Annotated in this window: 22 protein-coding genes; 14 read left to right on the top strand and 8 right to left on the bottom strand. The window is 71.3% G+C overall.

Going from position 1 to position 26,692, the window contains the following annotated elements; all coding sequences use genetic code 11:
* Positions 1-133: 133 nt before the first annotated feature.
* The 10 genes from rapZ (at position 134) to pgi (ending at position 12,494) form a co-directional block, all read left to right on the top strand.
* A complete protein-coding gene (gene rapZ / locus ACZ6X9_RS11675; protein WP_469777810.1) occupies positions 134-1,066 on the top strand; it encodes an RNase adapter RapZ in 933 nt (310 codons plus the stop codon).
* Positions 1,063-2,112, top strand: coding sequence for a gluconeogenesis factor YvcK family protein (locus tag ACZ6X9_RS11670; RefSeq protein WP_004948031.1), 1,050 nt, complete (start codon positions 1,063-1,065; stop codon positions 2,110-2,112). The genes rapZ and ACZ6X9_RS11670 overlap by 4 nt, the downstream gene beginning before the upstream one ends.
* Complete coding sequence (gene whiA / locus ACZ6X9_RS11665; RefSeq protein ID WP_004948030.1) at positions 2,103-3,122, top strand: DNA-binding protein WhiA; 1,020 nt, start codon at positions 2,103-2,105, stop codon at positions 3,120-3,122. The genes ACZ6X9_RS11670 and whiA overlap by 10 nt, the downstream gene beginning before the upstream one ends.
* 355 nt (positions 3,123-3,477) lie before the next feature.
* The gene (locus ACZ6X9_RS11660) at positions 3,478-6,450 is read left to right on the top strand and encodes a M14 family metallopeptidase (protein ID WP_469777809.1); all 2,973 of its coding nucleotides are present in this window, start codon (positions 3,478-3,480) and stop codon (positions 6,448-6,450) included.
* A gap of 198 nt (positions 6,451-6,648) precedes the next feature.
* Positions 6,649-7,653 carry a type I glyceraldehyde-3-phosphate dehydrogenase gene (gap, locus tag ACZ6X9_RS11655; protein WP_223767740.1) on the top strand — a complete coding sequence of 335 codons (1,005 nt, stop codon included), beginning with the start codon at positions 6,649-6,651 and terminating at the stop codon, positions 7,651-7,653.
* Between the two features lie 129 nt (positions 7,654-7,782).
* Positions 7,783-8,994, top strand: a complete 1,212-nt coding sequence (locus ACZ6X9_RS11650) for a phosphoglycerate kinase (RefSeq protein ID WP_469777808.1) — start codon at positions 7,783-7,785, stop codon at positions 8,992-8,994.
* Between the two features lie 5 nt (positions 8,995-8,999).
* The gene (gene tpiA, locus ACZ6X9_RS11645; RefSeq protein WP_185943721.1) at positions 9,000-9,776 is read left to right on the top strand and encodes a triose-phosphate isomerase; all 777 of its coding nucleotides are present in this window, start codon (positions 9,000-9,002) and stop codon (positions 9,774-9,776) included.
* A 132-nt stretch (positions 9,777-9,908) separates the two neighbouring features.
* A complete protein-coding gene (secG, locus tag ACZ6X9_RS11640; RefSeq protein ID WP_040890769.1) occupies positions 9,909-10,139 on the top strand; it encodes a preprotein translocase subunit SecG in 231 nt (76 codons plus the stop codon).
* Between the two features lie 158 nt (positions 10,140-10,297).
* Positions 10,298-10,633 carry an RNA polymerase-binding protein RbpA gene (locus ACZ6X9_RS11635; protein ID WP_003957010.1) on the top strand — a complete coding sequence of 112 codons (336 nt, stop codon included), beginning with the start codon at positions 10,298-10,300 and terminating at the stop codon, positions 10,631-10,633.
* 208 nt (positions 10,634-10,841) lie between these two features.
* A complete protein-coding gene (gene pgi, locus ACZ6X9_RS11630; protein ID WP_469777807.1) occupies positions 10,842-12,494 on the top strand; it encodes a glucose-6-phosphate isomerase in 1,653 nt (550 codons plus the stop codon).
* A 181-nt stretch (positions 12,495-12,675) separates the two neighbouring features.
* Here pgi and pgl read toward each other — a convergent pair whose 3' ends face one another.
* From pgl to tkt, 5 genes are read right to left on the bottom strand one after another with little or no spacing between them, the layout of a single operon-like run.
* A complete protein-coding gene (gene pgl, locus ACZ6X9_RS11625; protein WP_469777806.1) occupies positions 12,676-13,458 on the bottom strand; it encodes a 6-phosphogluconolactonase in 783 nt (260 codons plus the stop codon).
* On the bottom strand, positions 13,455-14,510 hold the full coding sequence (opcA, locus tag ACZ6X9_RS11620; RefSeq protein WP_469777805.1) for a glucose-6-phosphate dehydrogenase assembly protein OpcA: 1,056 nt from the start codon (positions 14,508-14,510) through the stop codon (positions 13,455-13,457). Before opcA ends, pgl begins: the two co-directional genes overlap by 4 nt.
* On the bottom strand, positions 14,507-16,030 hold the full coding sequence (zwf, locus tag ACZ6X9_RS11615) for a glucose-6-phosphate dehydrogenase (protein WP_469777804.1): 1,524 nt from the start codon (positions 16,028-16,030) through the stop codon (positions 14,507-14,509). The genes opcA and zwf overlap by 4 nt, the downstream gene beginning before the upstream one ends.
* Position 16,031: 1 nt before the next feature.
* On the bottom strand, positions 16,032-17,147 hold the full coding sequence (gene tal / locus ACZ6X9_RS11610) for a transaldolase (protein WP_469777803.1): 1,116 nt from the start codon (positions 17,145-17,147) through the stop codon (positions 16,032-16,034).
* A gap of 37 nt (positions 17,148-17,184) precedes the next feature.
* Complete coding sequence (gene tkt / locus ACZ6X9_RS11605) at positions 17,185-19,266, bottom strand: transketolase (RefSeq protein WP_469777802.1); 2,082 nt, start codon at positions 19,264-19,266, stop codon at positions 17,185-17,187.
* Between the two features lie 449 nt (positions 19,267-19,715).
* Here tkt and ACZ6X9_RS11600 point away from each other — a divergent pair, with 449 nt between their 5' ends.
* Together ACZ6X9_RS11600 and ACZ6X9_RS11595 are read left to right on the top strand one after the other, a co-directional pair.
* Complete coding sequence (locus ACZ6X9_RS11600; RefSeq protein ID WP_469777801.1) at positions 19,716-20,660, top strand: heme o synthase; 945 nt, start codon at positions 19,716-19,718, stop codon at positions 20,658-20,660.
* Between the two features lie 104 nt (positions 20,661-20,764).
* The gene (locus ACZ6X9_RS11595) at positions 20,765-21,139 is read left to right on the top strand and encodes a hypothetical protein (protein WP_469777800.1); all 375 of its coding nucleotides are present in this window, start codon (positions 20,765-20,767) and stop codon (positions 21,137-21,139) included.
* 185 nt (positions 21,140-21,324) lie between these two features.
* Here ACZ6X9_RS11595 and ACZ6X9_RS11590 read toward each other — a convergent pair whose 3' ends face one another.
* The 3 genes from ACZ6X9_RS11590 to ACZ6X9_RS11580 form a co-directional block, all read right to left on the bottom strand.
* Entirely contained in the window at positions 21,325-22,311 is a 987-nt protein-coding gene (locus ACZ6X9_RS11590) for a COX15/CtaA family protein (protein ID WP_469777799.1), read from the bottom strand.
* 103 nt (positions 22,312-22,414) lie between these two features.
* Positions 22,415-23,203, bottom strand: coding sequence for an ABC transporter permease (locus ACZ6X9_RS11585; protein ID WP_469777798.1), 789 nt, complete (start codon positions 23,201-23,203; stop codon positions 22,415-22,417).
* A gap of 85 nt (positions 23,204-23,288) precedes the next feature.
* The gene (locus ACZ6X9_RS11580) at positions 23,289-24,248 is read right to left on the bottom strand and encodes an ABC transporter ATP-binding protein (RefSeq protein WP_469777797.1); all 960 of its coding nucleotides are present in this window, start codon (positions 24,246-24,248) and stop codon (positions 23,289-23,291) included.
* Between the two features lie 246 nt (positions 24,249-24,494).
* Between ACZ6X9_RS11580 and ACZ6X9_RS11575 the strand changes: the two genes are divergently transcribed.
* Together ACZ6X9_RS11575 and sufB are read left to right on the top strand one after the other, a co-directional pair.
* Positions 24,495-25,247: a helix-turn-helix transcriptional regulator gene (locus tag ACZ6X9_RS11575; protein WP_469778630.1), complete on the top strand. Its 753-nt coding sequence runs from the start codon at positions 24,495-24,497 to the stop codon at positions 25,245-25,247.
* Entirely contained in the window at positions 25,244-26,665 is a 1,422-nt protein-coding gene (sufB, locus tag ACZ6X9_RS11570; protein ID WP_469777796.1) for a Fe-S cluster assembly protein SufB, read from the top strand. The genes ACZ6X9_RS11575 and sufB overlap by 4 nt, the downstream gene beginning before the upstream one ends.
* The last annotated feature ends 27 nt before the right edge of the window (positions 26,666-26,692 follow it).

Genomic DNA, 26,692 nt, shown 5'->3' with positions numbered 1-26,692 from the left:
CCGCCGGGCGCGTGACCCCGGTCCCGCCCCCGGTCCCTGCGAGGATCAGGGAAAGAGCTCAGGGAAAGCCGGACGGACGGGGCCGCGACCACGGTCCCGCCGGCAGAACGGGGGACACCACATGCAGCACGGCATGAACGAGAACGATCGGGACGGAGCAAAGGTGAGTACGGGCACGACGGCGGACACGACCGGCGAGGCGGCGGGCATCCCCGAGCTGGTCATCATCTCGGGCATGTCGGGGGCGGGCCGCAGCACCGCCGCCAAGTGCCTGGAGGACCTCGGCTGGTTCGTCGTCGACAACCTGCCGCCCGCCCTCATCCCCACCATGGTCGACCTCGGCGCCCGCTCCCAGGGCAACGTGGCCCGGATCGCCGTGGTCGTCGACGTCCGCGGCCGGCGGTTCTTCGACAACCTCCGGGAGTCCCTCGCGGACCTCGCCGCCAAGAAGGTCAAGCGGCGGGTGATCTTCCTGGAGGCGTCCGACGACGCCCTCGTGCGCCGCTTCGAGTCGGTGCGCCGCCCGCACCCCCTCCAGGGCTCCGGCCGCATCGTCGACGGCATCGCCGCCGAGCGCGACCTGCTCCGCGAGCTGCGCGGCGACGCCGACCTGGTCATCGACACCTCCAGCCTCAACGTCCACGAGCTGCGCGCCAAGATGGACGCCCAGTTCGCGGGCGAGGAGGAGCCGGAGCTCCGCGCCACCGTCATGTCCTTCGGCTACAAGTACGGCCTGCCCGTCGACGCCGACCTGGTGGTGGACTGCCGCTTCCTGCCCAACCCGCACTGGGTCCCCGAGCTGCGCCCCTTCACCGGCCTCAACGAGGAGGTCTCGGGCTACGTCTTCAACCAGCCCGGCGCCAAGGAGTTCCTCGACCGCTACACCGAGCTGCTCCAGCTCATCGCGGCCGGCTACCGCCGCGAGGGCAAGCGGTACGTGACGATCGCCGTGGGCTGCACGGGCGGCAAGCACCGCTCGGTGGCCATGTCCGAGAAGCTCGCCCACCGCCTCGTCTCGGAGGGTGTCGAGACCGTCGTCGTCCACCGGGACATGGGGCGCGAGTGACCGGCCGCGGTTTCCGGATGCGCCGCGCCCGCCGGGTCGTCCCCGGCGGTCCCCGCGGCGCCGAGCGGCGCCTCCAGCGCCGCACCCAGCCCAAGGTCGTCGCCCTCGGCGGCGGCCGCGGGCTGTCCGCCTCGCTCGCCGCGCTGCGCCGGATCACCGGCGACCTGACGGCCGTGGTCACCGTCGCCGACGACGGCGGATCCAGCGGCCGGCTGCGCGACGAGCTCGGCGTGCTGCCCCCGGGCGACCTGCGCAAGGCCCTCGCCGCGCTGTGCGGGGACGACGACTGGGGGCGCACCTGGTCGCGCGTCGTCCAGCACCGCTTCGCCAGCGAGGGCGACCTGCACGGCCACGCCGTCGGCAACCTGCTGATCGTGGCCCTCTGGGAGCAGCTCGGCGACCACGTCAAGGCCCTGGACCTGGTCGGCAAGCTGCTCGGCGCGCACGGCCGGGTGCTGCCCATGTCCGCCGTCCCGCTGGAGCTCCAGGCGCTGGTCCGCGGCCACGACCCCCGCGAGCCGGATGCCGTCACCACCGTCCGCGGCCAGGCCACCGTCGCCCTCACCCCGGGCGAGGTGCACTCCGTGCACGTCGTCCCGGAGGACCCGCCCGCCGTGCCCGAGGCCGTCGAGGCGGTCCTGGACGCCGACTGGGTGGTCCTCGGTCCGGGCTCCTGGTTCTCCTCGGTGATCCCGCACCTGCTGGTCCCCGAGCTGCTCACCGCGCTCCAGGAGACCAAGGCCCGCCGGGTGCTCTCGCTGAACCTCGCCCCCCAGCCCGGCGAAACCGAGGGCTTCTCCCCGCAGCGTCATTTGGAGGTTTTGGCCCGACACGCCCCTAAACTCGCCCTGGACGTGGTGCTGGCCGACGAGGCCGCCGTGCCCGACCGGGACAGCCTCCGGGACGCCGCCAAGCGGCTCGGCGGCACGGTCGAGCTGGCGCCGGTCGCCGCCCAGGGGAGTTCCGCTACGCACGATCCGGAACTGCTGGCCGCCGCGTACGACCGTATTTTTCGGATGCATGGAAGGATCGGCCCATGGCGATGACGGCAGCGGTGAAGGACGAGATCTCCCGGCTTCCCGTCACCCGGACCTGCTGCCGGAAGGCGGAGGTCTCGGCGATCCTCCGCTTCGCCGGCGGCCTGCACCTGGTCAGCGGGCGCATCGTGATCGAGGCGGAGCTGGACACCGGGATCGCGGCGCGACGGCTGCGCAAGGACATCCTGGAGATCTTCGGCCACGCCTCCGACCTGGTCGTCATGGCCCCCGGCGGACTGCGCCGCGGCAGCCGGTACGTGGTGCGGGTGGTGGCGGGCGGTGACCAGTTGGCTCGCCAGACCGGCCTGGTCGACGGCCGCGGCCGGCCGATCCGCGGCCTGCCGCCGCAGGTCGTCTCGGGTGCCACCTGTGACGCGGAGGCCGCCTGGCGCGGCGCCTTCCTGGCCCACGGCTCGCTGACCGAGCCCGGCCGCTCCTCCTCCCTGGAGGTCACCTGCCCCGGCCCGGAGGCGGCGCTCGCCCTCGTCGGCGCCGCCCGCCGGCTCCAGATCGCGGCCAAGGCCCGCGAGGTGCGCAACGTCGACCGGGTGGTCGTCCGCGACGGCGACGCCATCGGCGCGCTGCTCACCCGGCTCGGCGCCCATGAGTCGGTGCTGGCCTGGGAGGAGCGCCGGATGCGCCGCGAGGTGCGGGCCACCGCCAACCGGCTGGCCAACTTCGACGACGCCAACCTGCGCCGCTCCGCCCGGGCCGCCGTCGCCGCCGGAGCGCGGGTGCAGCGGGCCCTGGAGATCCTCGGCGAGGAGGTCCCGGAGCACCTCGCCGCCGCGGGCCGGCTGCGCATGGAGCACAAGCAGGCATCGCTGGAGGAGCTGGGCGCCCTCGCCGACCCGCCGCTCACCAAGGACGCCGTGGCCGGCCGGATCCGCCGGCTGCTCGCGATGGCCGACAAGCGCGCCCAGGACCTCGGCATTCCCGGCACCGAGTCCAACCTGACGGAGCTGGCCGATCTGCCGGAGGACCTGGTGGACGGCATGGTCAAGGGCATGGCCGGCTGACACCGGCCGTGTCGGCGCTTCTCCGGCCGCCGCGGGCCGACGGCGGGCGCCCCGGCCGGTTCCGCGGGTCCTGCCGATGCGGTCCCTGCCGCCGCCCCGGTCCGCCCTGCCGCGCCGGCCTGCGCCGCGGGCCCGGCGCGCCGGTCCGGTCCGGCCGCCCTCACCGGTCCCGCCGGACTTCTCGATCCGGCCGGTCCGGCCGGTTCAGGCCGACTTCGCGGCGGGTGCCCCGGCGGGCGGCCCGCCCCGCCGGGTACGACGTCTGCGCCCCCGTCCAGGCCCTATTGACATGCCCATGGGCCCTCGGAAGCCTGTCGACCGGCATGGACGGGACAGACAACGGCAAGGGGGGTTCATGAGACGCAGGACACGAGCGACCCTCGTGGCGGCATCGCTGCTGCTCGGTGGAGTCACCGCGGCACCCTTCGCACAGGCCGCACCTTTCGCACCCGCCTCACCCGCACGACCGGACGCCGGCGCCGCCGACGCCTCCGAGGCGCTGACCGTATGGACCGGCGAGGTCACCCAGGCCCAGGTGCCCCTGCTGCTCAAGGCGGGCGTCGACGGACACGAACTGGGCCGGCCCGCCGGGGACCGGGCCGTCCCGGTCGAGCTCTACCTCACCCCCGGACAGGCCCGCGAACTGCGCGGCCAGGGTGTGAAGCTCACCGAGAAACGGATGTCGCCCCGCGCCCGGGAACGCCTCGAGGCCGCGGGCGACGGCGTCTTCCGCCCGTACAGCGGGCCCAAGGGCCTCCAGCGGGAGATCGTCGACACCGGCCGGGCCCACCCGGGGCTCACCAAGGTCGTCAGCATCGGCAAGACCGTGCGCGGCCAGGACATCCTCGCTCTCAAGGTCGGCAAGGACGCGGCCAGGAGCGAGGACGGCTCCAAGCCCGCCGTCCTCTACATGTCCAACCAGCACGCCCGGGAGTGGATCACCCCGGAGACCACCCGGCGGCTGATGCACCACTACCTCGACCGCTACGGCAAGGACCCGCGGATCACCCGGCTCGTGGACCGCACCGAACTGTGGTTCGTGCTCTCCGCCAACCCCGACGGCTACGACCACACCTTCAAGGGCCCCGAGACCCGGTTCTGGCGGAAGAACCTGCGCGACAACAACGGCGACGGGAAGATCACGGCGGGCGACGGCGTCGACCTCAACCGCAACTTCCCCTACAAGTGGGGCTACGACAACGAGGGCTCGTCCCCCGACCCGGCCTCCGAGACCTACCGCGGGCCGGCCCCCGCCTCCGAGCCCGAGACCAGGGCGCTGGACGCGTTCCAGAAGCGGATCCGCTTCTCCTACGCCGTCAACTACCACTCGGCTGGCGAGATGCTGCTGTACGGCGTCGGGTGGCAGGTCGCCACGCCCACGCCCGACGACGTCCTCCTCAGGTCCCTGGCCGGGACACCGGAGAAGTCCGCGATCCCCGGCTACCGGCCGCAGCTCTCCTCCGAGCTGTACACCACCAACGGCGAGGCGGACGGCCACGCGGCCAACGTCAACGGGACGCTGATGTTCACCCCGGAGATGTCGACGTGCCGCACCGCCTCGCGCGCGGACACCTCAGGACGCTGGGACCCGGCCGACTGCCCTTCCGAGTTCGCCTTCCCCGACGACAGGAAGCTGATCCAGGCGGAGTTCGCCAAGAACCTCCCCTTCGCCCTCTCCGTCGCCGAGACCGCCGCCCGCGGCGACCGCCCGGCCTCCGTGACCGGTCTGGGCGCCCCGGACTTCACCCCGCACGCGTTCACCGCCTCCTACGCGCGCGGCACCGGCCAGACCGTTGCCGTCACCGCCCGCAAGAGCGTGCGCGACAAGAGGCTCAACTACCGCGTGGACGGCGGGAAGACGCGCACCGCGGCCGTCACGCCCTGGAAGGGCGGCAAGCGCTACGGCGGACACGACAACGTCCGCTTCGACGAGTACCGGGGCACCGTCCCGGCCGCCCGCGAGGGGGCCAAGGTCGAGGTGTGGTTCACCGGGCGCACGGCCGAGGGCAGGACCACCCGCGGCCCGTCCTTCACCTACACCGTCTGGCACCGCCCGCAGGCCGACACCCTCGTCATCGCCGACGAGGGCGGCACCGCCCCGGCCCGGCACGCCGTCACCTACACCGAGGCGCTGAACGCCGCCGGCCGCAAGGGCCTCATCTGGGACGTGGCCCGGGACGGCACCCCCGACCCGCTCGGTGTGCTCTCCCACTTCAGGACGGTCCTGTGGTACACGGGCGACAACAAGCCGAGCGGCGACACGCTGCTCGCCGTCCGCGCCTACGTCAACGAGGGCGGCAAGCTCATCACCCTGGGTGAGCGGGCCGGCGGCGCCTCCCGGGTCGGCCGGGCCGACACGGACGACTTCGCCCAGTACTACCTGGGCGCCTACGCCCGCACCCAGGTGAAGCACCCGAAGCGCTTCGCCGGGACCGGGCCGCTGGCCGGCGTCCGCGCCGACCTCGCCGACGCGCCCGGCAACCCGCTCGACGCCGCCGGCGCCCACGTCGTCACCTCCGACAGCCTGCGCTCCCGCGACTTCCCCCAGTTCCGCAGCGCGCCGGCCGGCGACTACCCCGGCGTCCGGACCGCCTACGAGCCGTGGGCCGGGAACTGGATGGCCGCCGCCCGGCACAAGGACCGGTCCTGGATGCGGCTCGCCCGCACCGTCGACCTGACCGGCGTCCGCGCCACCGCCAGGCCGGCGCTCGGCCTCCGCCTCAGCCTCGACACCGAACCGGGCTACGACCAGGCGATCGTCGAGGCCCACACCGTCGGCCGGGACGACTGGACCACCCTGCGCGACACGAACGGCGGCACCACCGACGAGGTCCCCCAGGGCTGCGCCGAGCTGGTCGCGGCCCACCCCTTCCTCAAGCACTACCTGACCGTGGCCGGCGAGGACTGCGCCGCCCGCGGCACCAGCGGCGTCTGGCACCGCTTCAGCGGCACCACCCAGGGCTGGCACGCCGCCTCCTTCGACCTGAGCGCCTACGCGGGCAAGAAGGTCGAACTGGCCGTCTCCTACGTCACCGACGCCGGGACCGGCGGATCGGGCGTGCTCCTCGACGAGGCCGTCGTCACCGGCGGTGACCGGGCGGCCGAGGGTTTCGAGAGCGGAACCCTGGGCACCTGGAAGACTCCCGGCGCACCGGCCGGGAGCGCCCGGAACGCCGGTGACTGGGCGGCCTCCCGGGCCCTCGCCCACTCCTCCGCCGCGGTCGTCACCCCCGACACGGCGCTGCTGGGCTTCGGCCTGGAGCACGTCCGGGACGGCAAGCAGCGCGCGGCTCTGCTGCGCGCCGTACTGCGCGCCGTGCACGGCTGACCGAGGGGCGCCCGAACGGGAGGTAACCCCCTGTGGTAACGGTCCGCGCCCCCTTGTGCGAGGGGGCGCGGACCCCTGTCCCACCAGGGCCCGCCAATGTCACGTACGTCCCGTGTTGGGGGTAGGGTCGGTGGTGGTCGGGGACATCCCATTTACAGTCGCCGGGACAGACCGGCACACCAACGAGGAGATCGGTTCGTGACGATCCGCGTAGGCATCAACGGCTTTGGCCGTATCGGTCGAAACTACTTCCGTGCGCTCCTGGAGCAGGGTGCGGACATCGAGATTGTCGGTGTCAACGACCTGACCGACAATGCCACCCTGGTCCACCTGCTGAAGTACGACAGCATCCTCGGTCGCCTGAAGCAGGACGTCAGCCACACCGACGACTCGATCACCGTCGGTAACCAGACGTTCAAGACGATGGCCGAGCGCGACCCCGCCAACCTGCCCTGGGGCGAGCTGGGCGCCGACATCGTCATCGAGTCCACCGGCATCTTCACCAAGCGCGAGGACGCCGCCAAGCACCTCGCCGCCGGCGCGAAGAAGGTCCTCATCTCGGCCCCGGCCAAGAACGAGGACATCACCATCGTGATGGGCGTCAACCAGGACAAGTACGACGCGGCCAACCACCACGTCATCTCCAACGCCTCCTGCACCACCAACTGCGTGGCGCCGATGGCCAAGGTCCTGGACGAGACCTTCGGCATCGTCAAGGGCATGATGACGACGGTCCACGCGTACACCAACGACCAGCGCATCCTGGACTTCCCGCACAGCGACCTGCGTCGCGCCCGCGCCGCCGCGGAGAACATCATCCCGACCTCGACGGGCGCCGCCAAGGCCACCGCCCTGGTTCTCCCGCAGCTCAAGGGCAAGCTGGACGGCATCGCCATGCGCGTCCCGGTCCCGACCGGCTCGGTCACCGACCTCGTCCTGGAGCTCGACCGCGAGACCACCAAGGAAGAGATCAACGCCGCCTTCCAGAAGGCCGCCGAGGGTCAGCTCAAGGGCATCCTCGAGTACACCGAGGACCCGATCGTCTCCTCGGACATCGTCAACTGGCCGGCCTCCTGCACCTTCGACTCGCAGCTCACCATGGTCCAGGGCAAGCAGGTCAAGGTCGTCGGCTGGTACGACAACGAGTGGGGCTACTCCAACCGCCTGGTCGACCTGACCGTCTTCGTCGGCGGCCAGCTCTGATCTCTCTGCCCGCTGGTCGTACGATCACAGGCATCGGGATGTAGGGGACGGGGCTCGTGCGACGCGACGACGCGTCGGGCGGGCCCCGTCCCATGACTGACCCCCAACGGAAGTCACCGGAGTCACCGCATGAAGACGATCGACGAACTCGTCCAGGACGGCGTCGAGGGCAAGCGGATCTTCGTCCGCGCCGACCTCAACGTGCCGCTCGACGGCACCACCATCACCGACGACGGCCGCATCCGCGCCGTCGCCCCGACGATCGCCAAGCTCGCCGCCGCGGGCGCCAAGGTGATCGTCGCCTCCCACCTGGGCCGCCCGAAGGGCGCCCCGGACCCCGCGTTCTCGCTGGCCCCCGTCGCCAAGCGGCTCGGTGAGATCCTGGGCAAGGACGTCTCGTTCGCCACCGACACGGTCGGGGACAGCGCGAAGGCCACCGTCGCCGCCCTCGGCGACGGCGAGGTCACGCTGCTGGAGAACCTCCGTTTCAACGCGGGCGAGACCAGCAAGGACGACGCCGAGCGCGGCGCGTTCGCCGACGCCCTCGCGTCGCTGGCCGACCTCTACGTGGGCGACGGCTTCGGCGCCGTGCACCGCAAGCACGCCTCGGTCTTCGACCTCCCGGCGCGCCTGCCGCACGCCGCGGGCGACCTGATCGCCACCGAGGTCGGCGTCCTCAAGAAGCTGACCGAGGACGTCAAGCGGCCGTATGTCGTGATCCTCGGCGGCGCCAAGGTCTCCGACAAGCTGGGCGTCATCGACCACCTGCTGGAGAAGGCCGACCGCATCCTCGTGGGCGGCGGCATGGCGTACACCTTCCTCAAGGCCAAGGGTCACGAGGTCGGCATCTCGCTGCTCCAGGAGGACCAGATCCCGGCCTGCCTGGAGTACCTGGCCCGGGCCGAGAAGCGCGGTGTGGAGTTCGTCCTCCCGGTGGACGTCCTGGTCTCCGCCGAGTTCCCGGACCTCAAGGGCAAGACCCCGGCAAACCCGGACCTCGTCGCCTCGGACGCCATCCCGGCGGACAAGGAGGGCCTGGACATCGGCCCGAAGACCCGGGAGCTGTACGCCTCGAAGCTCGCCGACGCCGGCACCGTCTTCTGGAACGGTCCGATGGGCGTCTTCGAGCACCCCGACTACGCGAACGGCACCAAGGCCGTCGCGCAGGGCCTGCTGGACTCGCCGGGCTTCACCGTCGTGGGCGGGGGCGACTCGGCCGCGGCCGTGCGCATCCTGGGCTTCGACGAGAACGCTTTCGGCCACATCTCGACCGGCGGCGGCGCCAGCCTCGAATACCTCGAGGGCAAGACGCTCCCCGGCCTCGCCGCACTGGAGGACTGAACCACGTGAGTGCTCGTACCCCGCTGATGGCGGGCAACTGGAAGATGAACCTCAACCACCTCGAGGCCATCGCCCACGTCCAGAAGCTCGCCTTCGCCCTCGCGGACAAGGACTTCGAGGCCGTCGAGGTCGCCGTCCTGCCGCCGTTCACCGACCTGCGCTCCGTGCAGACGCTGGTCGACGGTGACAAGCTCAAGATCAAGTACGGCGCGCAGGACATCTCCGCGCACGACTCGGGCGCGTACACCGGGGAGATCTCCGGCCCCATGCTCGCCAAGCTGAAGTGCTCCTACGTGGCCGTCGGCCACTCCGAGCGCCGCCAGTACCACGGCGAGTCGGACGAGCTCTGCAACGCCAAGGTCAAGGCCGCCTTCAAGAACGGGATCACCCCGATCCTCTGCGTCGGCGAGGGTCTGGACGTCCGCAAGGCGGGCAACCAGGTGGCGTACACCCTCGCGCAGCTCGACGGCGGCCTGAAGGACGTCCCGGCCGAGCAGGCGGAGAACATCGTCATCGCCTACGAGCCCGTCTGGGCCATCGGCACCGGCGAGGTCGCCACGCCCGAGGACGCGCAGGAGGTCTGCGGTGCCATCCGCGGCCGCCTCGCCGAGCTGTACTCCCAGGAGCTGGCCGACAAGGTCCGGATCCAGTACGGCGGCTCGGTGAAGTCGGGCAATGTCGCCGCGATCATGGCGCAGCCCGACGTGGACGGCGCGCTGGTCGGCGGTGCCGCGCTGGACGCCGACGAGTTCGTCAAGATCGTCCGCTTCCGCGACCAGTAGCGGTATCCCGACGGGCCCCGCCCGTCGTACCCTGTCGGGGCCGGGACCGGCGCAAACGCGCCACCCGGCCCCGCAGCGTCATCGTCCAGTGTCCGTCCGTGACAGTCCGAGAGAGTTGGTCCAGCCGTGGTCATGGGGTTCTCGATCGCCCTCATCGTCTTCAGCCTGCTGATGATGATGCTGGTGCTCATGCACAAGGGGAAGGGCGGCGGCCTGTCCGACATGTTCGGCGGCGGCATGCAGTCCTCCGTAGGCGGTTCCTCGGTCGCCGAACGCAACCTGGACCGGATCACCATCGTCGTGGGCCTGCTGTGGTTCGCCTGCATCGTGGTGCTCGGGCTCCTGATGAAGTTCGATAGCTGACGCTCCGTCGCACCCTCGGCCTATGATGGTGACCGCGTCTTCACGGCCGGTCGGTAACTCCTGCCGCTGGACGCGCGTTGGGCCTTACGTAGACTGGGGCGCCCGCGGCGGAGCGGACTGTCACGCTCCGCGGCACCATCACGCAGGGAGTTACGACCGTGGCAAGTGGCAACGCGATCCGAGGAAGCCGGGTCGGGGCGGGGCCTATGGGGGAGGCGGAGCGGGGCGAATCAGCCCCACGGCTGCGCATCTCCTTCTGGTGCTCGAACGGGCACGAGACGCAGCCGAGCTTCGCCAGCGACGCGCAGGTGCCGGACACCTGGGACTGCCCGCGCTGCGGCTTCCCGGCCGGCCAGGACCGGGACAACCCCCCGGACCCCCCGCGCACCGAGCCCTACAAGACGCACCTCGCGTACGTCCGGGAGCGGCGCAGCGACGCGGACGGCGAGGCCATCCTCGCCGAGGCACTGGCGAAGCTGCGCGGGGAGATCTGAGGACCGCCCCGCGAGAGCACGCATGAGCGGCATGAAGACGACCGGCCCGGTCGGGAGGCACCCACCTCCCGGCCGGGCCGGCCGCGTTCTCCGGGCGAACCGTTTCGGCCCCCCGGAGGGTGACGCCGCGCGCCGGAATGGACGTTCCATCAATTAGGTTGGTGGGAGGCGAGAGAGCTACGAGAAGAACGAAGGACTGATGTCCGGCATGAACGCTGAAGCCCGTCACAGGCTCGACCGCACGCCCGAGTGGAACGCCCTGGCCAAGCACCGGGAAGAGCTGGGGGAGGCGCACCTCCGCGAGCTGTTCGCGGACGACCCGCGGCGGGCGCAGAGGTACGCGCTGACCGTCGGCGACCTCTACGTCGACTACTCGAAGCACCTGGTCACCGACGACACCCTGCGCCTGCTGCGCGAGCTCGCGAAGGCGGCCGGGGTGGCGGAGCTGCGGGACGCGATGTTCCGGGGCGAGAAGATCAACACGACCGAGGGCCGCGCGGTGCTGCACACCGCCCTGCGCGCGCCGGAGTCGGCGGTGATCGAGGTGGACGGGGAGAACGTCGTCCCCGCCGTGCACGCGGTGCTGCGGAAGATGCGGGACTTCGCCGGGCGGGTGCGGTCGGGCGCGTGGAAGGGCCACACCGGCAAGCGCATCCGTAACGTCGTCAACATCGGTATCGGCGGCTCGGACCTCGGTCCGGCCATGGCCTACGAGGTGCTGCGGCCCTACGCCGATCGCGACCTGACGCTCCGTTTCGTCTCCAACGTGGACGGCGCGGACCTGCACGAGGCCGTGCGCGACCTGGACCCGGCCGAGACGCTGTTCATCGTCGCGTCGAAGACCTTCACCACCATCGAGACCGTCACCAACGCCACCTCCGCGCGGAAGTGGCTGCTGACGGGGCTCGGGGCCGGTGACGACGCCGTGGCCAAGCACTTCGTGGCGCTGTCCACCAACGCCGAGAAGGTCGCCGACTTCGGCATCGACACCGCCAACATGTTCGAGTTCTGGGACTGGGTCGGCGGGCGTTACTCGTACGACTCGGCCATCGGGCTCTCCCTGATGATCGCCATCGGCCCGGACCGTTTCCAGGAGATGCTCGACGGCTTCCACCTCGTCGACGAGCACTTCCGCACCGCGGCGCCCGAGGAGAACGTGCCGCTGCTGCTCGGCCTGCTGGGCATCTGGTACGGCAACTTCCACGGCGCGCAGTCGCACGCGGTGCTGCCCTACAGCCACTACCTGTCGAAGTTCACGGCCTACCTGCAGCAGTTGGACATGGAATCCAACGGCAAGTCCGTGGACCGGGAAGGGCGGCGCGTCGAGTGGCAGACCGGGCCGGTGGTGTGGGGGACCCCCGGCACCAACGGGCAGCACGCTTATTACCAGTTGATCCACCAGGGCACCAAGCTCATTCCCGCCGACCTGATCGGCTTCGCCCGGCCCGTGGAGGAGCTGGAGCCTTCGCTGGCCGCCCAGCACGACCTGCTGATGGCCAACCTGTTCGCCCAGGGACAGGCGCTCGCCTTCGGGAAGACGGCGGAGGAAGTGGCGGCGGAAGGGGTGCCCGCGGAGCTTGTGCCGCACAAGACGTTCCAGGGGAACCGTCCTACCACGACGATCCTGGCGGATGCTCTGACGCCGTCCGTGCTGGGGCAGTTGATCGCTCTGTACGAGCACAAGGTGTTCGTACAGGGGGCTGTGTGGAACATCGACTCCTTCGATCAGTGGGGAGTCGAGCTCGGGAAGGTGCTGGCCAAGCGGGTTGAGCCGGCGCTCTCCGAGGGGGCGCAGGTGGAGGGGTTGGACGCGTCCACCGCCGCGCTCGTCGCCCGGTACCGGGCGGTTCGGGGGCGCTGACGCGCCCCGGGGGGTGCCCCGGTCCCTCCCCCGGAGGGGGGACCCCCATTTCACCGTTTCCTGGGGCTGACGCCCCAGACCCCCACACCGCGCTCCGCGCGGTTGTCCTCAAACGCCGGACGGGCTGAATCAGCCCGTCCGGCGTTTGAGGACCTCGCGGCGAAGCCGCGATGCCCGCCCGTCAGGGCGAAGCCGGCGGGTACAGCCCCCGCGGCAACTGCGAAGCCGCCGGCTGGTCGAGCAGCCAGAGCGTGCGGCTGCGGCCGTAAGCCCCCGCCGCCGGAGCCTGGATCTCACCCGCCCCGCTCAGCGCGAGCGCCACCGCGTTGGCCTTGTCCTCGCCCGCCGCCAGCAGCCACACCTCCCGCGCCGCGCGGATCGCCGGCAGGGTCAGGGAGATGCGGGTGGGCGGCGGCTTGGGGGCGCCGTGGACGCCGATGACCGTGCGGTCGGTCTCCCGGACGCCGGGCAGCTCGGGGAAGAGCGACGCGACGTGGGTGTCGGGGCCGACGCCCAGCAGGAGGACGTCGAAGGACGGCACGGGGCCGTGGTCCTCCGGGCGGGCGGCGGCGGCCAGTTCGGCCGCGTAGGCCTCGGCGGCCGCGTCGGCGTCGTCGTACCGGCCGTCGGCCGCGGGCATGGCGTGCACGCGGGCCGGGTCCAGGTCGACGGCGTCCAGCAGGGCCTGGCGCGCCTGGGTGATGTTGCGTTCGGCGTCGCCTTCCGGGAGGTACCGCTCGTCGCCCCACCACAGGTCGAGGCGCGACCAGTCGACCGCGTCCCGGGCGGGCGCGTCGGCGAGGGCCGCGAGCAGCCCGTTGCCGTTGCGCCCGCCCGTGAGGACCACGGACGCCGTGCCGCGCGCGGCCTGGGCGTCCACGATCTTCGTGATCAGCCGGGCCGCGGCGGCCCGGGCCATCAGTTCCTTGTCCCGGTGGACGACGATCTGCGGAGCGGTGCTCACTTGGACGCCGCCTTCTTGGACGCGCTCTTCTTCGGGGCGGGCTTGTCCTCGGAGGCGGGCTTGTCCTCCGCGGCCGGGGCCTCGGGGGACTGCGCGGGCGCGCCCGCCGCCGGGCGGACCGCCGCGGCCTCGCCCAGCCGCTCCACGCCGTACTTCAGCGCGGACTCGTAGATGTCGTCCGGGTCGAGCCGGCGCAGTTCCTCCGCGAGGAGCTCGGCGGTCTCCCGCCGCTTGAGCGCGACGGCGCGGTCCGGCTGGCCCTTCATGGTGAGCTTGGCCAGTGAGCCGTCCGGGCGGTCCAGGATGATGACGCCGTCCTTGGTCTCCAGGCGGACGGCGGTGAGGCCGGGCCCCTCGGAGACGGTCCGGCGGGCCTGGATGCCGAGGCGGTCCGCGAGCCACATGGCCAGCAGCTCGCCGCTGGGGTTGTAGCCCTCGCCCTCGACCTCGGCGCCGGTGACCTCGACGGCCTGCTGGTCCAGGGCCGCCGCGAGCATCGAGCGCCACGGGGTGATCCGGGACCAGGCCAGGTCGGTGTCGCCGGGCGCGTAGTTCGCGGCGCGGGCCGCGAGCTCCGAGACCGGGTCCTCGGCCGCGTAGGTGTCGGTGACCCGGCGCTGGGCCAGGACGCCGAGCGGGTCCTTGGCCGGGTGCAGCGGCGAGTTGACCGGCCACCAGACGACCACGGGGGCGTCCGGCAGCAGCAGCGGCAGCACGACCGACTGGGCGTGGTCTATGACCTCGCCGTAGAGCCGGAGGACGACCGTCTCGCCGGTGCCGGCGCTGGTGCCGACGCGGACCTCGGCGTCCAGCCTGGCCTGTGCGCGGTCGCGCGGGGAGCGGCTGACGCGCTTGATGACGACGAGCTTGCGCGACGGGTGCTCGCGGGACGCCTCGTTGGCGGCCTTGAGCGCGTCGTAGGCGTGCTCCTCGTCGGTGACGATGACCAGCGTGAGGACCATGCCGATGGCCGGGGTGCCGATGGCGCGGCGGCCCTGGACCAGAGCATTGTTGATCTTGCTGGCCGTGGTGTCCGTGAGATCGATCTTCATGGCCGGCGCCAGCTCCGTCCGTCTCGTGCGAGCATCTCGTCCGCCTCGACCGGCCCCCAGGTACCGGCCGGGTAGCGGGCGGGCGTGCCGTGCTTGTCCCAGTACTCCTCGATCGGGTCGAGGATCTGCCAGGAGAGCTCGACCTCCCGCAGGCGCGGGAAGAGGTTGGCGTCGCCGAGCAGCACGTCGAGGATGAGCCGCTCGTACGCCTCCGGGCTGGACTCGGTGAACGACTCGCCGTAGGCGAAGTCCATCGAGACGTCCCGGACCTCCATCGAGGTGCCCGGCACCTTGGAGCCGAACCGCAGGGTGACGCCCTCGTCCGGCTGCACCCGGATGACCAGGGCGTTCTGCCCCAGCTCCTCGGTGGCGGTGTCGTCGAAGGGGGAGTGCGGGGCGCGCTGGAAGACGACCGCGATCTCAGTGACGCGGCGGCCGAGCCGCTTGCCGGTGCGCAGGTAGAAGGGGACGCCCGCCCAGCGGCGGTTGTCGATCTCCAGCTTGATCGCGGCGTAGGTGTCGGTCTTCGAGTGCGGGTCGATGCCCTCTTCCTCGCAGTACCCGACGACCTTCTGGCCACCCTGCCAGCCGGCCGCGTACTGGCCGCGGACGGTCTCCTTGCCCAGGTCCTTGGGGAGCCGGACGGCGCCCAGCACCTTGGTCTTCTCGGCGACCAGGGCGTCCGCGTCGAAGGAAGCGGGCTCCTCCATGGCGGTCAGCGCCAGCAACTGGAGCAGGTGGTTCTGGATGACGTCGCGCGCGGCGCCGATGCCGTCGTAGTAGCCGGCCCGGCCGCCGATGCCGATGTCCTCGGCCATGGTGATCTGCACGTGGTCCACGTAGGACCGGTTCCAGATCGGCTCGAAGAGGGTGTTGGCGAAGCGCAGCGCCAGGATGTTCTGGACCGTCTCCTTGCCCAGGTAGTGGTCGATCCGGAAGACCTCGTTGGGCGGGAAGACGTCGTGGACGATGCTGTTGAGCTCCTGCGCGCTCTTCAGGTCGTGGCCGAACGGCTTCTCGATGACCGCGCGCCGCCAGGACTTCTCCGTCTGCTCGGCCAGGCCGTGCTTCTTGAGTTGCTGGACGACGGTGGGGAAGAACTTCGGCGGGACGGACAGGTAGAAGGCGAAGTTGCCGCCCGTGCCCTGCGCCTTGTCGAGCTCCTCGATGGTGGCCTTGAGGGTCTCGAACGCGTTGTCGTCGTCGAAGTCGCCCTGCACGAAGCGGCAGCCCTGCACGAGCTGCTGCCACACCTCCTCGCGGAACGGCGTGCGCGCGTGCTCCTTGACGGCGTCGTGCACGATCTGCGCGAAGTCCTCGTTCTCCCAGTCGCGGCGGGCGAAGCCGATGAGGGAGAAGCCCGGCGGCAGCAGACCGCGGTTGGCGAGGTCGTAGACGGCGGGCATCAGCTTTTTACGGGACAAATCGCCCGTGACGCCAAAGATGACCAGGCCGGACGGCCCCGCGATACGCGGGAGCCGCCGGTCCTGTGCGTCACGCAGCGGGTTGCTGCGGATCAATTCACGCCTCCGGTGCGAGGCGCTTGAGCTCCGCCTCCGTCGACTTGAGCAGGTCGTTCCAGGACGCCTCGAACTTCTCGACGCCCTCGTCCTCCAGCAACTGGACGACCTCGTCGTACGAGATCCCCAGCTTCGCGAGCGCGCCGAGCTCGGCCTTGGCCTGCTCGTACGTGCCGCGGACGGTGTCGCCCTTGACGTCGCCGTGGTCGGCGGCGGCCTCCAGGGTGGACTCCGGCATGGTGTTCACCGTGTTCGGGGCGACCAGGTCGTCCACGTACAGGGTGTCCTTGTAGGCCGGGTCCTTGACGCCGGTCGACGCCCACAGCGGGCGCTGCTTGTTGGCGCCGGACTTCTCCAGGGCCAGCCAGCGGTCGGAGGAGAAGACCTCCTCGTACGCCTGGTAGGCGAGGCGGGCGTTGGCCAGCGCGGCCTTGCCGCGGAGCGCCTTGGCCTCCTCGGTGCCCAGCGCGTCCAGCCGCTTGTCGATCTCGGTGTCCACGCGGGACACGAAGAAGGACGCCACCGAGTGGATCAGCGACAGGTCCAGGCCGGCCGCCTTGGCCTTCTCCAGACCGGTCAGGTAGGCGTCCATGACCGCCCGGTAGCGCTCCAGCGAGAAGATCAGCGTGACGTTGACGCTGATGCCCAGGCCGAGGGTCTCGGAGATCGCAGGCAGACCCGCCTCGGTGGCCGGGATCTTGATCAGGGTGTTGGGGCGGTCGACCAGCCAGGCGAGCTGCTTGGCCTCGGCCACGGTGGCGTGGGTGTCGTGCGCGAGACGCGGGTCCACCTCGATGGACACCCGGCCGTCCTGGCCGTCCGTGGCGTCGAAGACCGGCCGCAGGATGTCGGCGGCGTCACGCACGTCCGCCGTCGTGATCATGCGGATGGCCTCCTCGACGGTGACCTTGCGGACCGCGAGGTCGGAGAGCTGCTGCTCGTAGCCGTCGCCGCTGGAGATCGCCTTCTGGAAGATCGACGGGTTGGTGGTGACACCCACCACGTGGCTGTCGTCGATCAGCTCGCGCAGATTGCCGGACGTGATGCGCTTGCGGGACAGGTCGTCCAGCCAGATCGCGACGCCCTCCTCGGAGAGGCGCTTGAGTGCGTCTGTCATGGGTTCTACATCTCCTACTGGATCGTGTGCTTGCGCGTCAGCGGCGGCCGGCGTCGGCCAGCGTCTCGCGGGCGGCCTCGACGACGGCTTCCGAGGTCAGACCGAACTCCTGGAACAGCACCTGGTAGTCGGCGGAGGCGCCGAAGTGCTCCAGCGAGACGATCCGGCCGGCGTCACCGACGTAGCGGTGCCAGGTCAGGCCGATGCCCGCCTCGACGGCCACCCGGGCCTTGACGTCCGGCAGCAGGACGCCGTCGCGGTACGCCTGGTCCTGCTCCTCGAACCACTCGACCGACGGCATCGAGACCACACGGGTCGGAACGCCCTCGGCCTGGAGGGTCTCGCGGGCCTCGACGGCCATCTGGACCTCGGAACCGGTGGCGATCAGGATCACCTGGGGACGGCCGCCCTCGGCCTCGAACAGCACATAGCCGCCCTTGGCGGCGCCCTCGTTGGCCTCGTACGTCGGGACGTTCTGGCGGGTGAGGGCCAGACCGTGCGGCGCCGGGTTGGTGGCGTGGCGCTTCATGATCTCGCGCCAGGCGATGGCCGTCTCGTTGGCGTCGGCCGGGCGGACCATGTTCAGGCCCGGGATGGCGCGCAGGGCGGACATGTGCTCGACCGGCTGGTGCGTCGGACCGTCCTCGCCGAGGCCGATGGAGTCGTGCGTCCACACGTAGGTGACCGGCAGCTTCATCAGCGCGGCCAGGCGGACGGCGGGACGCATGTAGTCGGAGAACACCAGGAAGGTGCCGCCGTAGACGCGGGTGTTGCCGTGCAGCGCGATGCCGTTCATGGTCGAACCCATGGCGTGCTCGCGGATGCCGAAGTGGATCGTGCGGCCGTACGGGTTCGCCTCGGGGAGCGGGTTGCCCTCCGGGAGGAACGACGAGGACGCGTCGATCGTGGTGTTGTTCGAGCCGGCGAGGTCGGCGGAGCCGCCCCACAGCTCGGGGATGACGCCGCCGAGGGCCTTGAGGACCTCACCGGACGCCTTGCGGGTCGCGACGGACTTGCCGGCCGGGAAGACCGGGAGGACCTTCTCCCAGCCGTCGGGCAGCTCGCCCGCGTTGATCCGGTCGAACTCGGCCGCGCGCTCCGGGTTGGCCTCGCGCCACTTGGCGAGCTTCTTCTCCCAGGTGGCGTGGGCCTCGCGGCCGCGGTCGACGACCTTGCGGACGTGCGCGAAGACGTCCTCGTCGACCTGGAAGGTCCGCTCGGGGTCGAAGCCGAGCACCTCCTTGGTCGCGGCGACCTCGGCGTCGCCGAGCGCCGAGCCGTGCGCGGCCTCGGTGTTCTGCGCGTTCGGGGCCGGCCAGGCGATGATCGTGCGGGCCGCGATCAGGGAGGGACGCTCGGTCTCCTCCTGCGCCGCCTTCAGCGCCGCGTACAGCGCCTGCACGTCGAAGTCGCCGTTGGCGGCCTGCTCGATGCGCTGGACGTGCCAGCCGTAGGCCTCGTACCGCTTGAGGACGTCCTCGGAGAGGGCCGTCGCGGTGTCACCCTCGATCGAGATGTGGTTGTCGTCGTAGAGGGCGACGATGTTGCCGAGCTTCTGGTGGCCGGCCAGCGAGGACGCCTCCGCGGAGATGCCCTCCTCCAGGTCGCCGTCGGAGACGATCGCCCAGATGGTGTGGTCGAAGGGCGACTCGCCCTTCGGGGCCTCCGGGTCGAACAGACCGCGCTCGTAGCGGGCCGCCATCGCCATGCCCACGGCGTTGGCGATGCCCTGGCCCAGCGGGCCGGTGGTCGTCTCGACGCCGCGGGTGTGGCCGTGCTCCGGGTGGCCCGGGGTCTTGCTGCCCCAGGTGCGGAAGGCCTTGAGGTCCGACAGCTCCAGGCCGTAGCCGGCCATGAAGAGCTGGACGTACAGCGTGAGGCTGGTGTGACCGGGAGAGAGGACGAAGCGGTCGCGACCGGTCCAGTCGGCGTCGCTCGGGTCGTGCCGCATCAGCTTCTGGAAGAGCAGGTACGCGGCGGGCGCCAGGCTCATGGCCGTGCCGGGATGGCCGTTGCCGACCTTCTGCACGGAGTCCATGGCCAGGACGCGGGCGGTGTCGACGGCCCGCTGGTCCAGTTCGGTCCACTCGAGGTCTGTGGTGGTCGGCTTGGTGCTCACCCTAGGTCAGGGCTCCTCTCCACATTGTTTCTCTGCCGGGGGCGGTATGTTCCGCCACGACGCGGCGGTCCCGAGCCTACCCCTGCGGGAACGCCCGTTTTTTCCGCGCGGTCTCGGCGGACGGTCGGCAGCTCTCCGGCTGCCCCCGGCACGCCTCGGGCAACCGGATCGGGGTGGTAAAGATTCCCGGCCGACGGGTGTCCGTCATGTGTCAAGCGTGCGATGCGGCGCCGGAGCGCGCCTCTCGGAAGGTCCTCGCGAGGCGCCCGCCCGGAGTGCGCCGGGGGCCGCCGGAACCCGGTTTCACCCGCATTCCCCGGGGACCAACACGACCCACCCCGGCGGAGGCCGTGCCATGCCCTGCGTCTAGAGTGGCTTGGTACGCGCAAGCCTTACCCGGCAGAACGGGCCGGATGTGCTTGCTGGCCTTATCTCTGTCAGGGGTGTGCGTGACGGCCGTCGAATCCCGTCCTGCGGGGGTACTCGTCGAGAGCCCCGGTCATCACCGGCCGTTCGGGGCCCGTGTCAAGGCTTTCGTGGCGCTGACGAAGCCGCGCGTCATCGAGCTGCTGCTGATGACGACGGTCCCGGTGATGTTCCTCGCCGCCGAGGGCGTCCCCGACATGTGGCTGGTGCTGGCCACCTGCCTCGGCGGTTATCTCTCCGCCGGCGGCGCGGGCGCGTTCAACATGTACTACGACCGCGACATCGACGCCATGATGGACCGGACGTCCCAGCGCCCGCTGGTCACCGGCATGGTCTCGCCGCGCGAGTGCCTGGTCTTCGCCGCGGCGCTCACCGTCGGTTCGACCGTCTGGTTCTGGTTCCTGGTCAATCCCCTGTCGGCGATGCTCTCGCTCGGCGCCTCGCTCTTCTACACCGTCGTCTACACGATGATCCTCAAGCGCCGCACCGCGCAGAACATCGTCTGGGGCGGCATCGCGGGCTGTCTGCCGGTCATCATCGGCTGGTCCGCGGTGAAGAACGAGGTCTCCTGGGCCTCCCTGATCCTCTTCCTCGTCATCTTCTTCTGGACGCCGCCGCACTACTGGCCGCTGTCGATGAAGGTGAAGGACGACTACGAGCGGGCCGGCGTCCCCATGCTGCCGGTCGTCGCGGGCAACAAGGCCGTCGCGCGGCAGATCGTCCTCTATAGCTGGGTGATGGTGGGCGTCTCCCTGCTGCTGACGCCGCTCGGGTACACCGGCTGGTTCTACACGGTCGTGGCCGTGGCCTGCGGCGCTCTCTGGCTCAAGGAGGCGCACGCCCTCCAGGCCCGCGCCAAGGCCGGGATCACCGGGGCGAAGCTGAAGGAGATGCGGCTGTTCCACTGGTCCATCACCTACGTCTCGCTGCTGTTCACGGCGGTCGCGATCGATCCCTTCCTGCGGTAGTCCGCGGTCGTTCCGGACGGGTTGTCCCCACGGGCGGCGCGGGGGGTGAAAGCCACCCGCGCCGCCCGTCGCCATTCCGGCTACCCGTCGGTAGCATCCTGGGCATGGCAGACACCAAGCAGGCCGGCGACACGGAGGCCGGGAACGCCCCGCTGGACGCCAGGGCGCAGCGGCGGGCGGCCCGGCTGGCCAAGGAGATCGGCGACTTCGCACGGACCCACGGCGGAAGCGCGGAGGGGCAGCTCGCCCACATAGGGCGCGGCAGGACCCGGATCGCCCTGGTGGGCGCGGACGGGCAGTGGGGGAACCTGGTGGCCCCCTCGTACGCGACGGCGGAGAAGGCCCTCGAACTGGCCGCACCGGCCGGACTGGCCGTCCGCGAGGACTTCGACGGGGAGATGGCCGCGAAGGTGCGCACCGGCCCCTACGAGTGGTCGCGGATGGCCGGGATCCAGGTGGGCGGACCGTCCAACGGCTGAGCGGCCCGCGGGCACGCCGGAGCGCGGGACGGCTGGACGGTGAAAAGGAAGTGACGCCGGAGGGCCGGCACCCGAGCGGGTGCCGGCCCTCCGGCGTCACTTCTTCGATGTCCCGGCTTCGGTGTCCCGGTCCTGGGTACCTCGGTCTCGGGAGCCCCGGTCCTCGGCGGCTCCTTTTCGGCGGCTCAGCGCTCCGCGGCGGCCAGGACCGTCGGCTCGGGCTCCGCGGCGGGCGCCGGGAGCGACACGAGCTCACCGCGGTCCCGCAGCGAGAGGAAGGCGCGCAGCACGGCGATCCAGACCAGACAGGATCCGAACATGTGCACCCCGACGACGAACTCGGGCGAGTCGTTGAAGTACTGCACATAGCCGATGGCGCCCTGCAGCATCAGGACCACGAACAGCTCCACCACCCGGCGCCGCGGGCCGCCCGGCGCCTTCACCGCCCGCAGCGCGAACCACAGCGCCACCGTCAGGCCGAGCACGATGAAGACCAGGTCCACGTGCAACTGGGTGATCTCCCGGAAGTCCAGCGGGATGCGGTGGACGTCCTTCGAGGCGTCGCCCGCGTGCTGGCCGGAGCCGGTGACCACGGTGCCCGCGACGATCAGCAGGCCGGTCGCGACGACCAGCACCCAGCTCAACTGCCGCACCGGGCGGGCCACCAGGTCGCGCGGAGTGTCGTCGCCCTCGCCCGCCCGCTGCCACATGACGACGGCGACGGTCAGCAGCGCCGTCGAGGCGAGGAAGTGCGTGGCGACGATGTACGGGTTGAGGCCGGTGAGGACCGTGATGCCGCCGATGACACCGTTGCTCGCGACGATCCAGAACTGGGCCCAGCCCAGCCGCGTCAGGTCCCGGCGACGCGGGGTCCGTGCGCGGGCCGCGATGATCGCCACGCCGACGACCGCGCAGAGCACGTAGGTCAGCATGCGGTTGGTGAACTCGATGACGCCGTTGATGCCCATCGCGGGGGTGGGCGTGAGGCTGTCCTCGGTGCACGTCGGCCACGTCGGGCAGCCCAGACCGGACTGCGTGAGCCGGACCGCGCCACCCGTCACCACGATGATCACGGCCATGACGACGCAGGCGAACGAGGCCCGCCGGACGAAGCGCGCGGACGGCTGCCAGCGGTCGGCGACGGCCTGCAGGGGATTCATCGAATTCGGCACGGGCTCATCGTAAGGGCCCGCTTGTGCATGGATTCACGAGGGGTGGGGCGCGGCGCGAAACCCGAGGTGAGCGCCGCCCCACCGGCCCCTCGCGCCGGGAGGGTCACTCCCAGCGGAAGAAGCGGCCCGCCGCGCCCAGGCCCAGCACCGCCCACACCGCGAGGATGCCGAGGTCCCGCCAGGGCATCCCGGCGCCGTCCCGCAGCACGTCGCGGAGCCCGTCGGAGAGGGCCGAGATCGGCAGCAGCTCCAGCGCCGCCCGCGCGGCGTCCGGGAAGCGGTCCAGCGGCACGATCACCCCGCCGCCGACCAGCAGCAGCAGGAAGACCAGGTTGGCCGCCGCCAGCGTCGCCTCCGCCTTGAGCGTGCCGGCCATCAGCAGGCCGAGCCCGGAGAACGCCGCCGTCCCGAGCACGAGCAGCAGGACCACGGCGAACGGGTCGCCGTGCGGCGACCAGCCGAGCGCGAAGGCGATCACCGTCAGCAGGACGATCTGGAGGACCTCGGTGACCAGCACCGACGCCGTCTTGGCCGTCATCAGCGCCCAGCGCGGCAGCGGGGACGCGCCGAGCCGCTTGAGGACCCCGTACCGCCGCTCGAAGCCGGTGGCGATGGCCTGGCCGGTGAAGGCGGTGGACATCACGGCCAGGGCGAGGATGCCGGGAGTGAGGAAGTCGACGGCCTCGCCGTCGCCCGTGTCGACCACGTCGACCGTGCTGAACAGGACCAGCAGCAGCGTCGGGATGACGACCGTCAGCAGCAGTTGCTCGCCGTTGCGCAGCAGCATCCGGGTCTCCAGCGCGGCCTGCGCCCGGATCATCCGGGGGAGCGGAGCGGCGCCGGGGCGGGGCGTGAAGGTGCCCGGTGTGGAAGGAGGGGAAGGAGGGGTCATGCGCGCGGTTCCTTGCCGGTCGGTTCGACACTGTGTCCGTCCGCGGGGCGACCCCCGGGCCCCCGGCCGGTCGTGGGGTAAGGCATCAGGCCCTCAGCTCCTTGCCGGTCAGCTCCAGGAAGACGTCCTCCAGCGTGTGCCGCTCGACCGCTATCCGGTCCGGCATCACGCCGTGCTGCGCGCACCAGGTGGTGACCGTGGCGAGCAGTTGCGGGTCGACGGAGCCGGTGACCCGGTACGAGCCCGGGGCCAGTTCCACGGCCGCGCAGTCGGCGGGGAGGGCCTTCAGGAGGGAGGCGACGTCGAGGCCGGCCCGGCCGGTGAAGCGCAGGGTGTTCTCCGCGCCGCCCTTGCAGAGCTCCTCGGGGCTGCCCTGGGCGATGACCCGGCCGGCGTCGATGATCGCGACGTCGTCCGCGAGCTCCTCCGCCTCCTCCATGTGGTGGGTGGTGAGCACGACGGTGACGCCGTCCTCGCGCAGCTCCCGGACCAGGTCCCAGGTCGCGCGGCGCGCCTGGGGGTCGAGGCCGGCCGTGGGCTCGTCCAGGAAGACCAGCTCGGGGCGGCCGACCACGGCCATGGCCAGGGAGAGCCGCTGCTGCTGGCCGCCGGAGAGCCGGCGGTAGGCGGTGCGCCCGCAGCCGCCGAGGCCGAGGCGCTCGATCAGCATGCCGACGTCCAGCGGGTGGGCGTGCAGCGCGGCCATGTGCCGCAGCATCTCGTCGGCGCGGGCGCCCGAGTAGATCCCGCCGCTCTGCAGCATCACGCCGACGCGCGGGCGCAGGGCGGCGGAGTCGGCGACCGGGTCGAGGCCGAGCACCCGGACGGTGCCGGCGTCGGGGCGGCGGTAGCCCTCGCAGGTTTCGATGGTGGTGGTCTTGCCGGCCCCGTTGGGGCCGAGGACGGCGGTGAGGGTGCCGGCCGCGACGGACAGGTCGAGACCGTCCACCGCGGTCTTCGTCCCGTACCGCTTGACGAGGCCGTGGACCTCGACCGCCGGCGACCGGCCGGTGGTCCGGGAGTCCCCCGGAAAGGCGCTGCGCATGGCGGGAAGTCTACGAACCCCGCGGGCCCCCGGACGCCGCCGGGGTGCGGGGGCCACCGTGCCGGTTAGGTGACCCTAAGTGATCGAGACCACCGGAGGACGGCCCGCCGAGGCTTGTCCCGGCTCAGGTAATTACGCAACAATGGTGTTGTGAAATACGCGGGCGAGGCACCGGAAGGTCCCGCGGCCGGGACGGCCGCCGGGTCGGACGCTCGCGTACCCGCTTCGTCCCCCGGCTCCGAGTCGGTGCCCGCCGCCCGGGAGGCCGCATCCCTGGGACGCGAGGAGCGCGCCCATGACGAGCAGCGCGGCACCCGCGCCCGGGTGGCCCGCTCCATCCTCGACCACGGCCCGTCCACCGCCGCCGAGCTGGCCCTGCGCCTGGAGCTCACCCAGGCGGCGGTCCGCCGCCATCTGGACGTGCTGGCGGCCGAGGGCATGGTCGAGCCCCGCGAGAAGCGGGTCTACGGAGCCCGCACCCGCGGCCGGCCCGCCAAGGTCTTCGCGCTCACGGACTGTGGCCGGGACGCTTTCGACCAGGCCTACGACAAGCTCGCCACCGACGCCCTGCGGTGGATCGCCCAGGCCGCCGGCGGCGGCGAGATGGGCGAGGCCGCGGTCGCCGCGTTCGCCCGGGCCCGGATGACCGCCCAGGCCGAGGGCTACCGGGCCGTCCTGGAGGCCGCGCCCCCCGAGGAGCGGGCCCGCGTGCTGGCCAGGGCATTGACCGAGGACGGGTACGCTGCTACGGCGCGCACAGCGCCGGTCGGCGAACAGCTCTGCCAGCACCACTGCCCGGTCGCCCATGTCGCCGAGCAGTTCCCGCAGCTTTGCGAGGCGGAGACCGAGGTCTTCTCCCGCCTGCTCGGGACGCATGTGCAACGTCTGGCCACCATCGCCCACGGCGACGGGGTGTGCACGACGTTCATCCCCAAGACAGCGTCCACCAAGACGACCACCACCGCATCCACCAGCACGGCCGGGAGGAACCCCGCATGACTCTCCCCACGGAGACTGCCCACCCTGAGCTCGAGGGCCTGGGCACGTACGAATACGGCTGGGCCGACTCCGACGCGGCCGGCGCCGCGGCCAAGCGAGGCCTCTCCGAGGAGGTCGTCCGCGACATCTCGGCCAAGAAGTCCGAGCCGGAGTGGATGCTCAAGCTGCGCATGAAGGGCCTCAAGCTCTTCGGCAAGAAGCCCATGCCGACCTGGGGCTCCGACCTCACCGGCATCGACTTCGACAACATCAAGTACTTCGTCCGCTCCACGGAGAAGCAGGCCGCCTCCTGGGAGGACCTGCCCGAGGACATCAAGAACACCTACGACAAGCTGGGCATCCCCGAGGCCGAGAAGCAGCGCCTCGTCGCCGGTGTCGCCGCCCAGTACGAGTCCGAGGTCGTCTACCACCAGATCCGCGAGGACCTGGAGGAGCAGGGCGTCATCTTCCTGGACACCGACACCGCCCTGAAGGAGCACCCCGAGCTCTTCCAGGAGTACTTCGGCACCGTCATCCCCGCCGGTGACAACAAGTTCGCCGCGCTGAACACGGCCGTGTGGTCCGGCGGCTCCTTCATCTACGTCCCGCCGGGCGTCCACGTCGACATCCCGCTCCAGGCCTACTTCCGGATCAACACGGAGAACATGGGCCAGTTCGAGCGGACGCTGATCATCGTCGACGAGAACGCCTACGTGCACTACGTCGAGGGCTGCACCGCCCCGATCTACTCCTCCGACTCGCTGCACAGCGCCGTCGTGGAGATCATCGTCAAGAAGGGCGGCCGCTGCCGCTACACGACCATCCAGAACTGGTCGAACAACGTCTACAACCTGGTCACCAAGCGCGCCGTGGCGTACGAGGGCGCGACCATGGAGTGGATCGACGGCAACATCGGCTCCAAGGTGACGATGAAGTACCCCGCCGTCTACCTGATGGGCGAGCACGCCAAGGGCGAGACGCTGTCCATCGCGTTCTCCGGCGAGGGCCAGCACCAGGACGCCGGCGCCAAGATGGTCCACATGGCGCCCAACACCTCCTCCAACATCGTCTCCAAGTCGGTGGCGCGGGGCGGCGGCCGCACCTCGTACCGCGGTCTGATCGAGATCGGCGAGGGCGCCCACGGCTCCAAGTCCAACGTGCTGTGCGACGCGCTGCTGGTGGACACCATCTCCCGCTCGGACACCTACCCCTACGTGGACGTCCGCGAGGACGACGTGTCCATGGGCCACGAGGCGACCGTCTCCAAGGTCAGCGACGACCAGCTCTTCTACCTGATGAGCCGCGGTCTGTCGGAGGACGAGGCCATGGCGATGATCGTGCGCGGCTTCGTCGAGCCGATCGCCCGCGAGCTGCCGATGGAGTACGCGCTGGAGCTCAACCGGCTGATCGAGCTGCAGATGGAAGGCTCGGTCGGCTGACGTCCGCCGCCTTCGACCGCAGCGACC

The organism is Streptomyces sp. NPDC052910, from assembly GCF_055585605.1.
This window is presented reverse-complemented; position numbering and strand designations above follow the sequence as displayed.

Excerpts from the sequence above, each read along its gene's own strand:
- rapZ (WP_469777810.1), top strand. The coding sequence starts at position 134 with ATGAACGAGAACGATCGGGACGGAGCAAAGGTGAGTACGGGCACGACG.
- whiA (WP_004948030.1), top strand. The coding sequence starts at position 2,103 with ATGGCGATGACGGCAGCGGTGAAGGACGAGATCTCCCGGCTTCCCGTC.
- ACZ6X9_RS11660 (WP_469777809.1), top strand. The coding sequence starts at position 3,478 with ATGAGACGCAGGACACGAGCGACCCTCGTGGCGGCATCGCTGCTGCTC.
- ACZ6X9_RS11650 (WP_469777808.1), top strand. The coding sequence starts at position 7,783 with ATGAAGACGATCGACGAACTCGTCCAGGACGGCGTCGAGGGCAAGCGG.
- secG (WP_040890769.1), top strand. The coding sequence starts at position 9,909 with ATGGGGTTCTCGATCGCCCTCATCGTCTTCAGCCTGCTGATGATGATG.
- pgi (WP_469777807.1), top strand. The coding sequence starts at position 10,842 with ATGAACGCTGAAGCCCGTCACAGGCTCGACCGCACGCCCGAGTGGAAC.
- opcA (WP_469777805.1), bottom strand. The coding sequence starts at position 14,510 with ATGAAGATCGATCTCACGGACACCACGGCCAGCAAGATCAACAATGCT.
- tal (WP_469777803.1), bottom strand. The coding sequence starts at position 17,147 with ATGACAGACGCACTCAAGCGCCTCTCCGAGGAGGGCGTCGCGATCTGG.
- ACZ6X9_RS11595 (WP_469777800.1), top strand. The coding sequence starts at position 20,765 with ATGGCAGACACCAAGCAGGCCGGCGACACGGAGGCCGGGAACGCCCCG.
- ACZ6X9_RS11585 (WP_469777798.1), bottom strand. The coding sequence starts at position 23,203 with ATGACCCCTCCTTCCCCTCCTTCCACACCGGGCACCTTCACGCCCCGC.
- ACZ6X9_RS11580 (WP_469777797.1), bottom strand. The coding sequence starts at position 24,248 with ATGCGCAGCGCCTTTCCGGGGGACTCCCGGACCACCGGCCGGTCGCCG.
- sufB (WP_469777796.1), top strand. The coding sequence starts at position 25,244 with ATGACTCTCCCCACGGAGACTGCCCACCCTGAGCTCGAGGGCCTGGGC.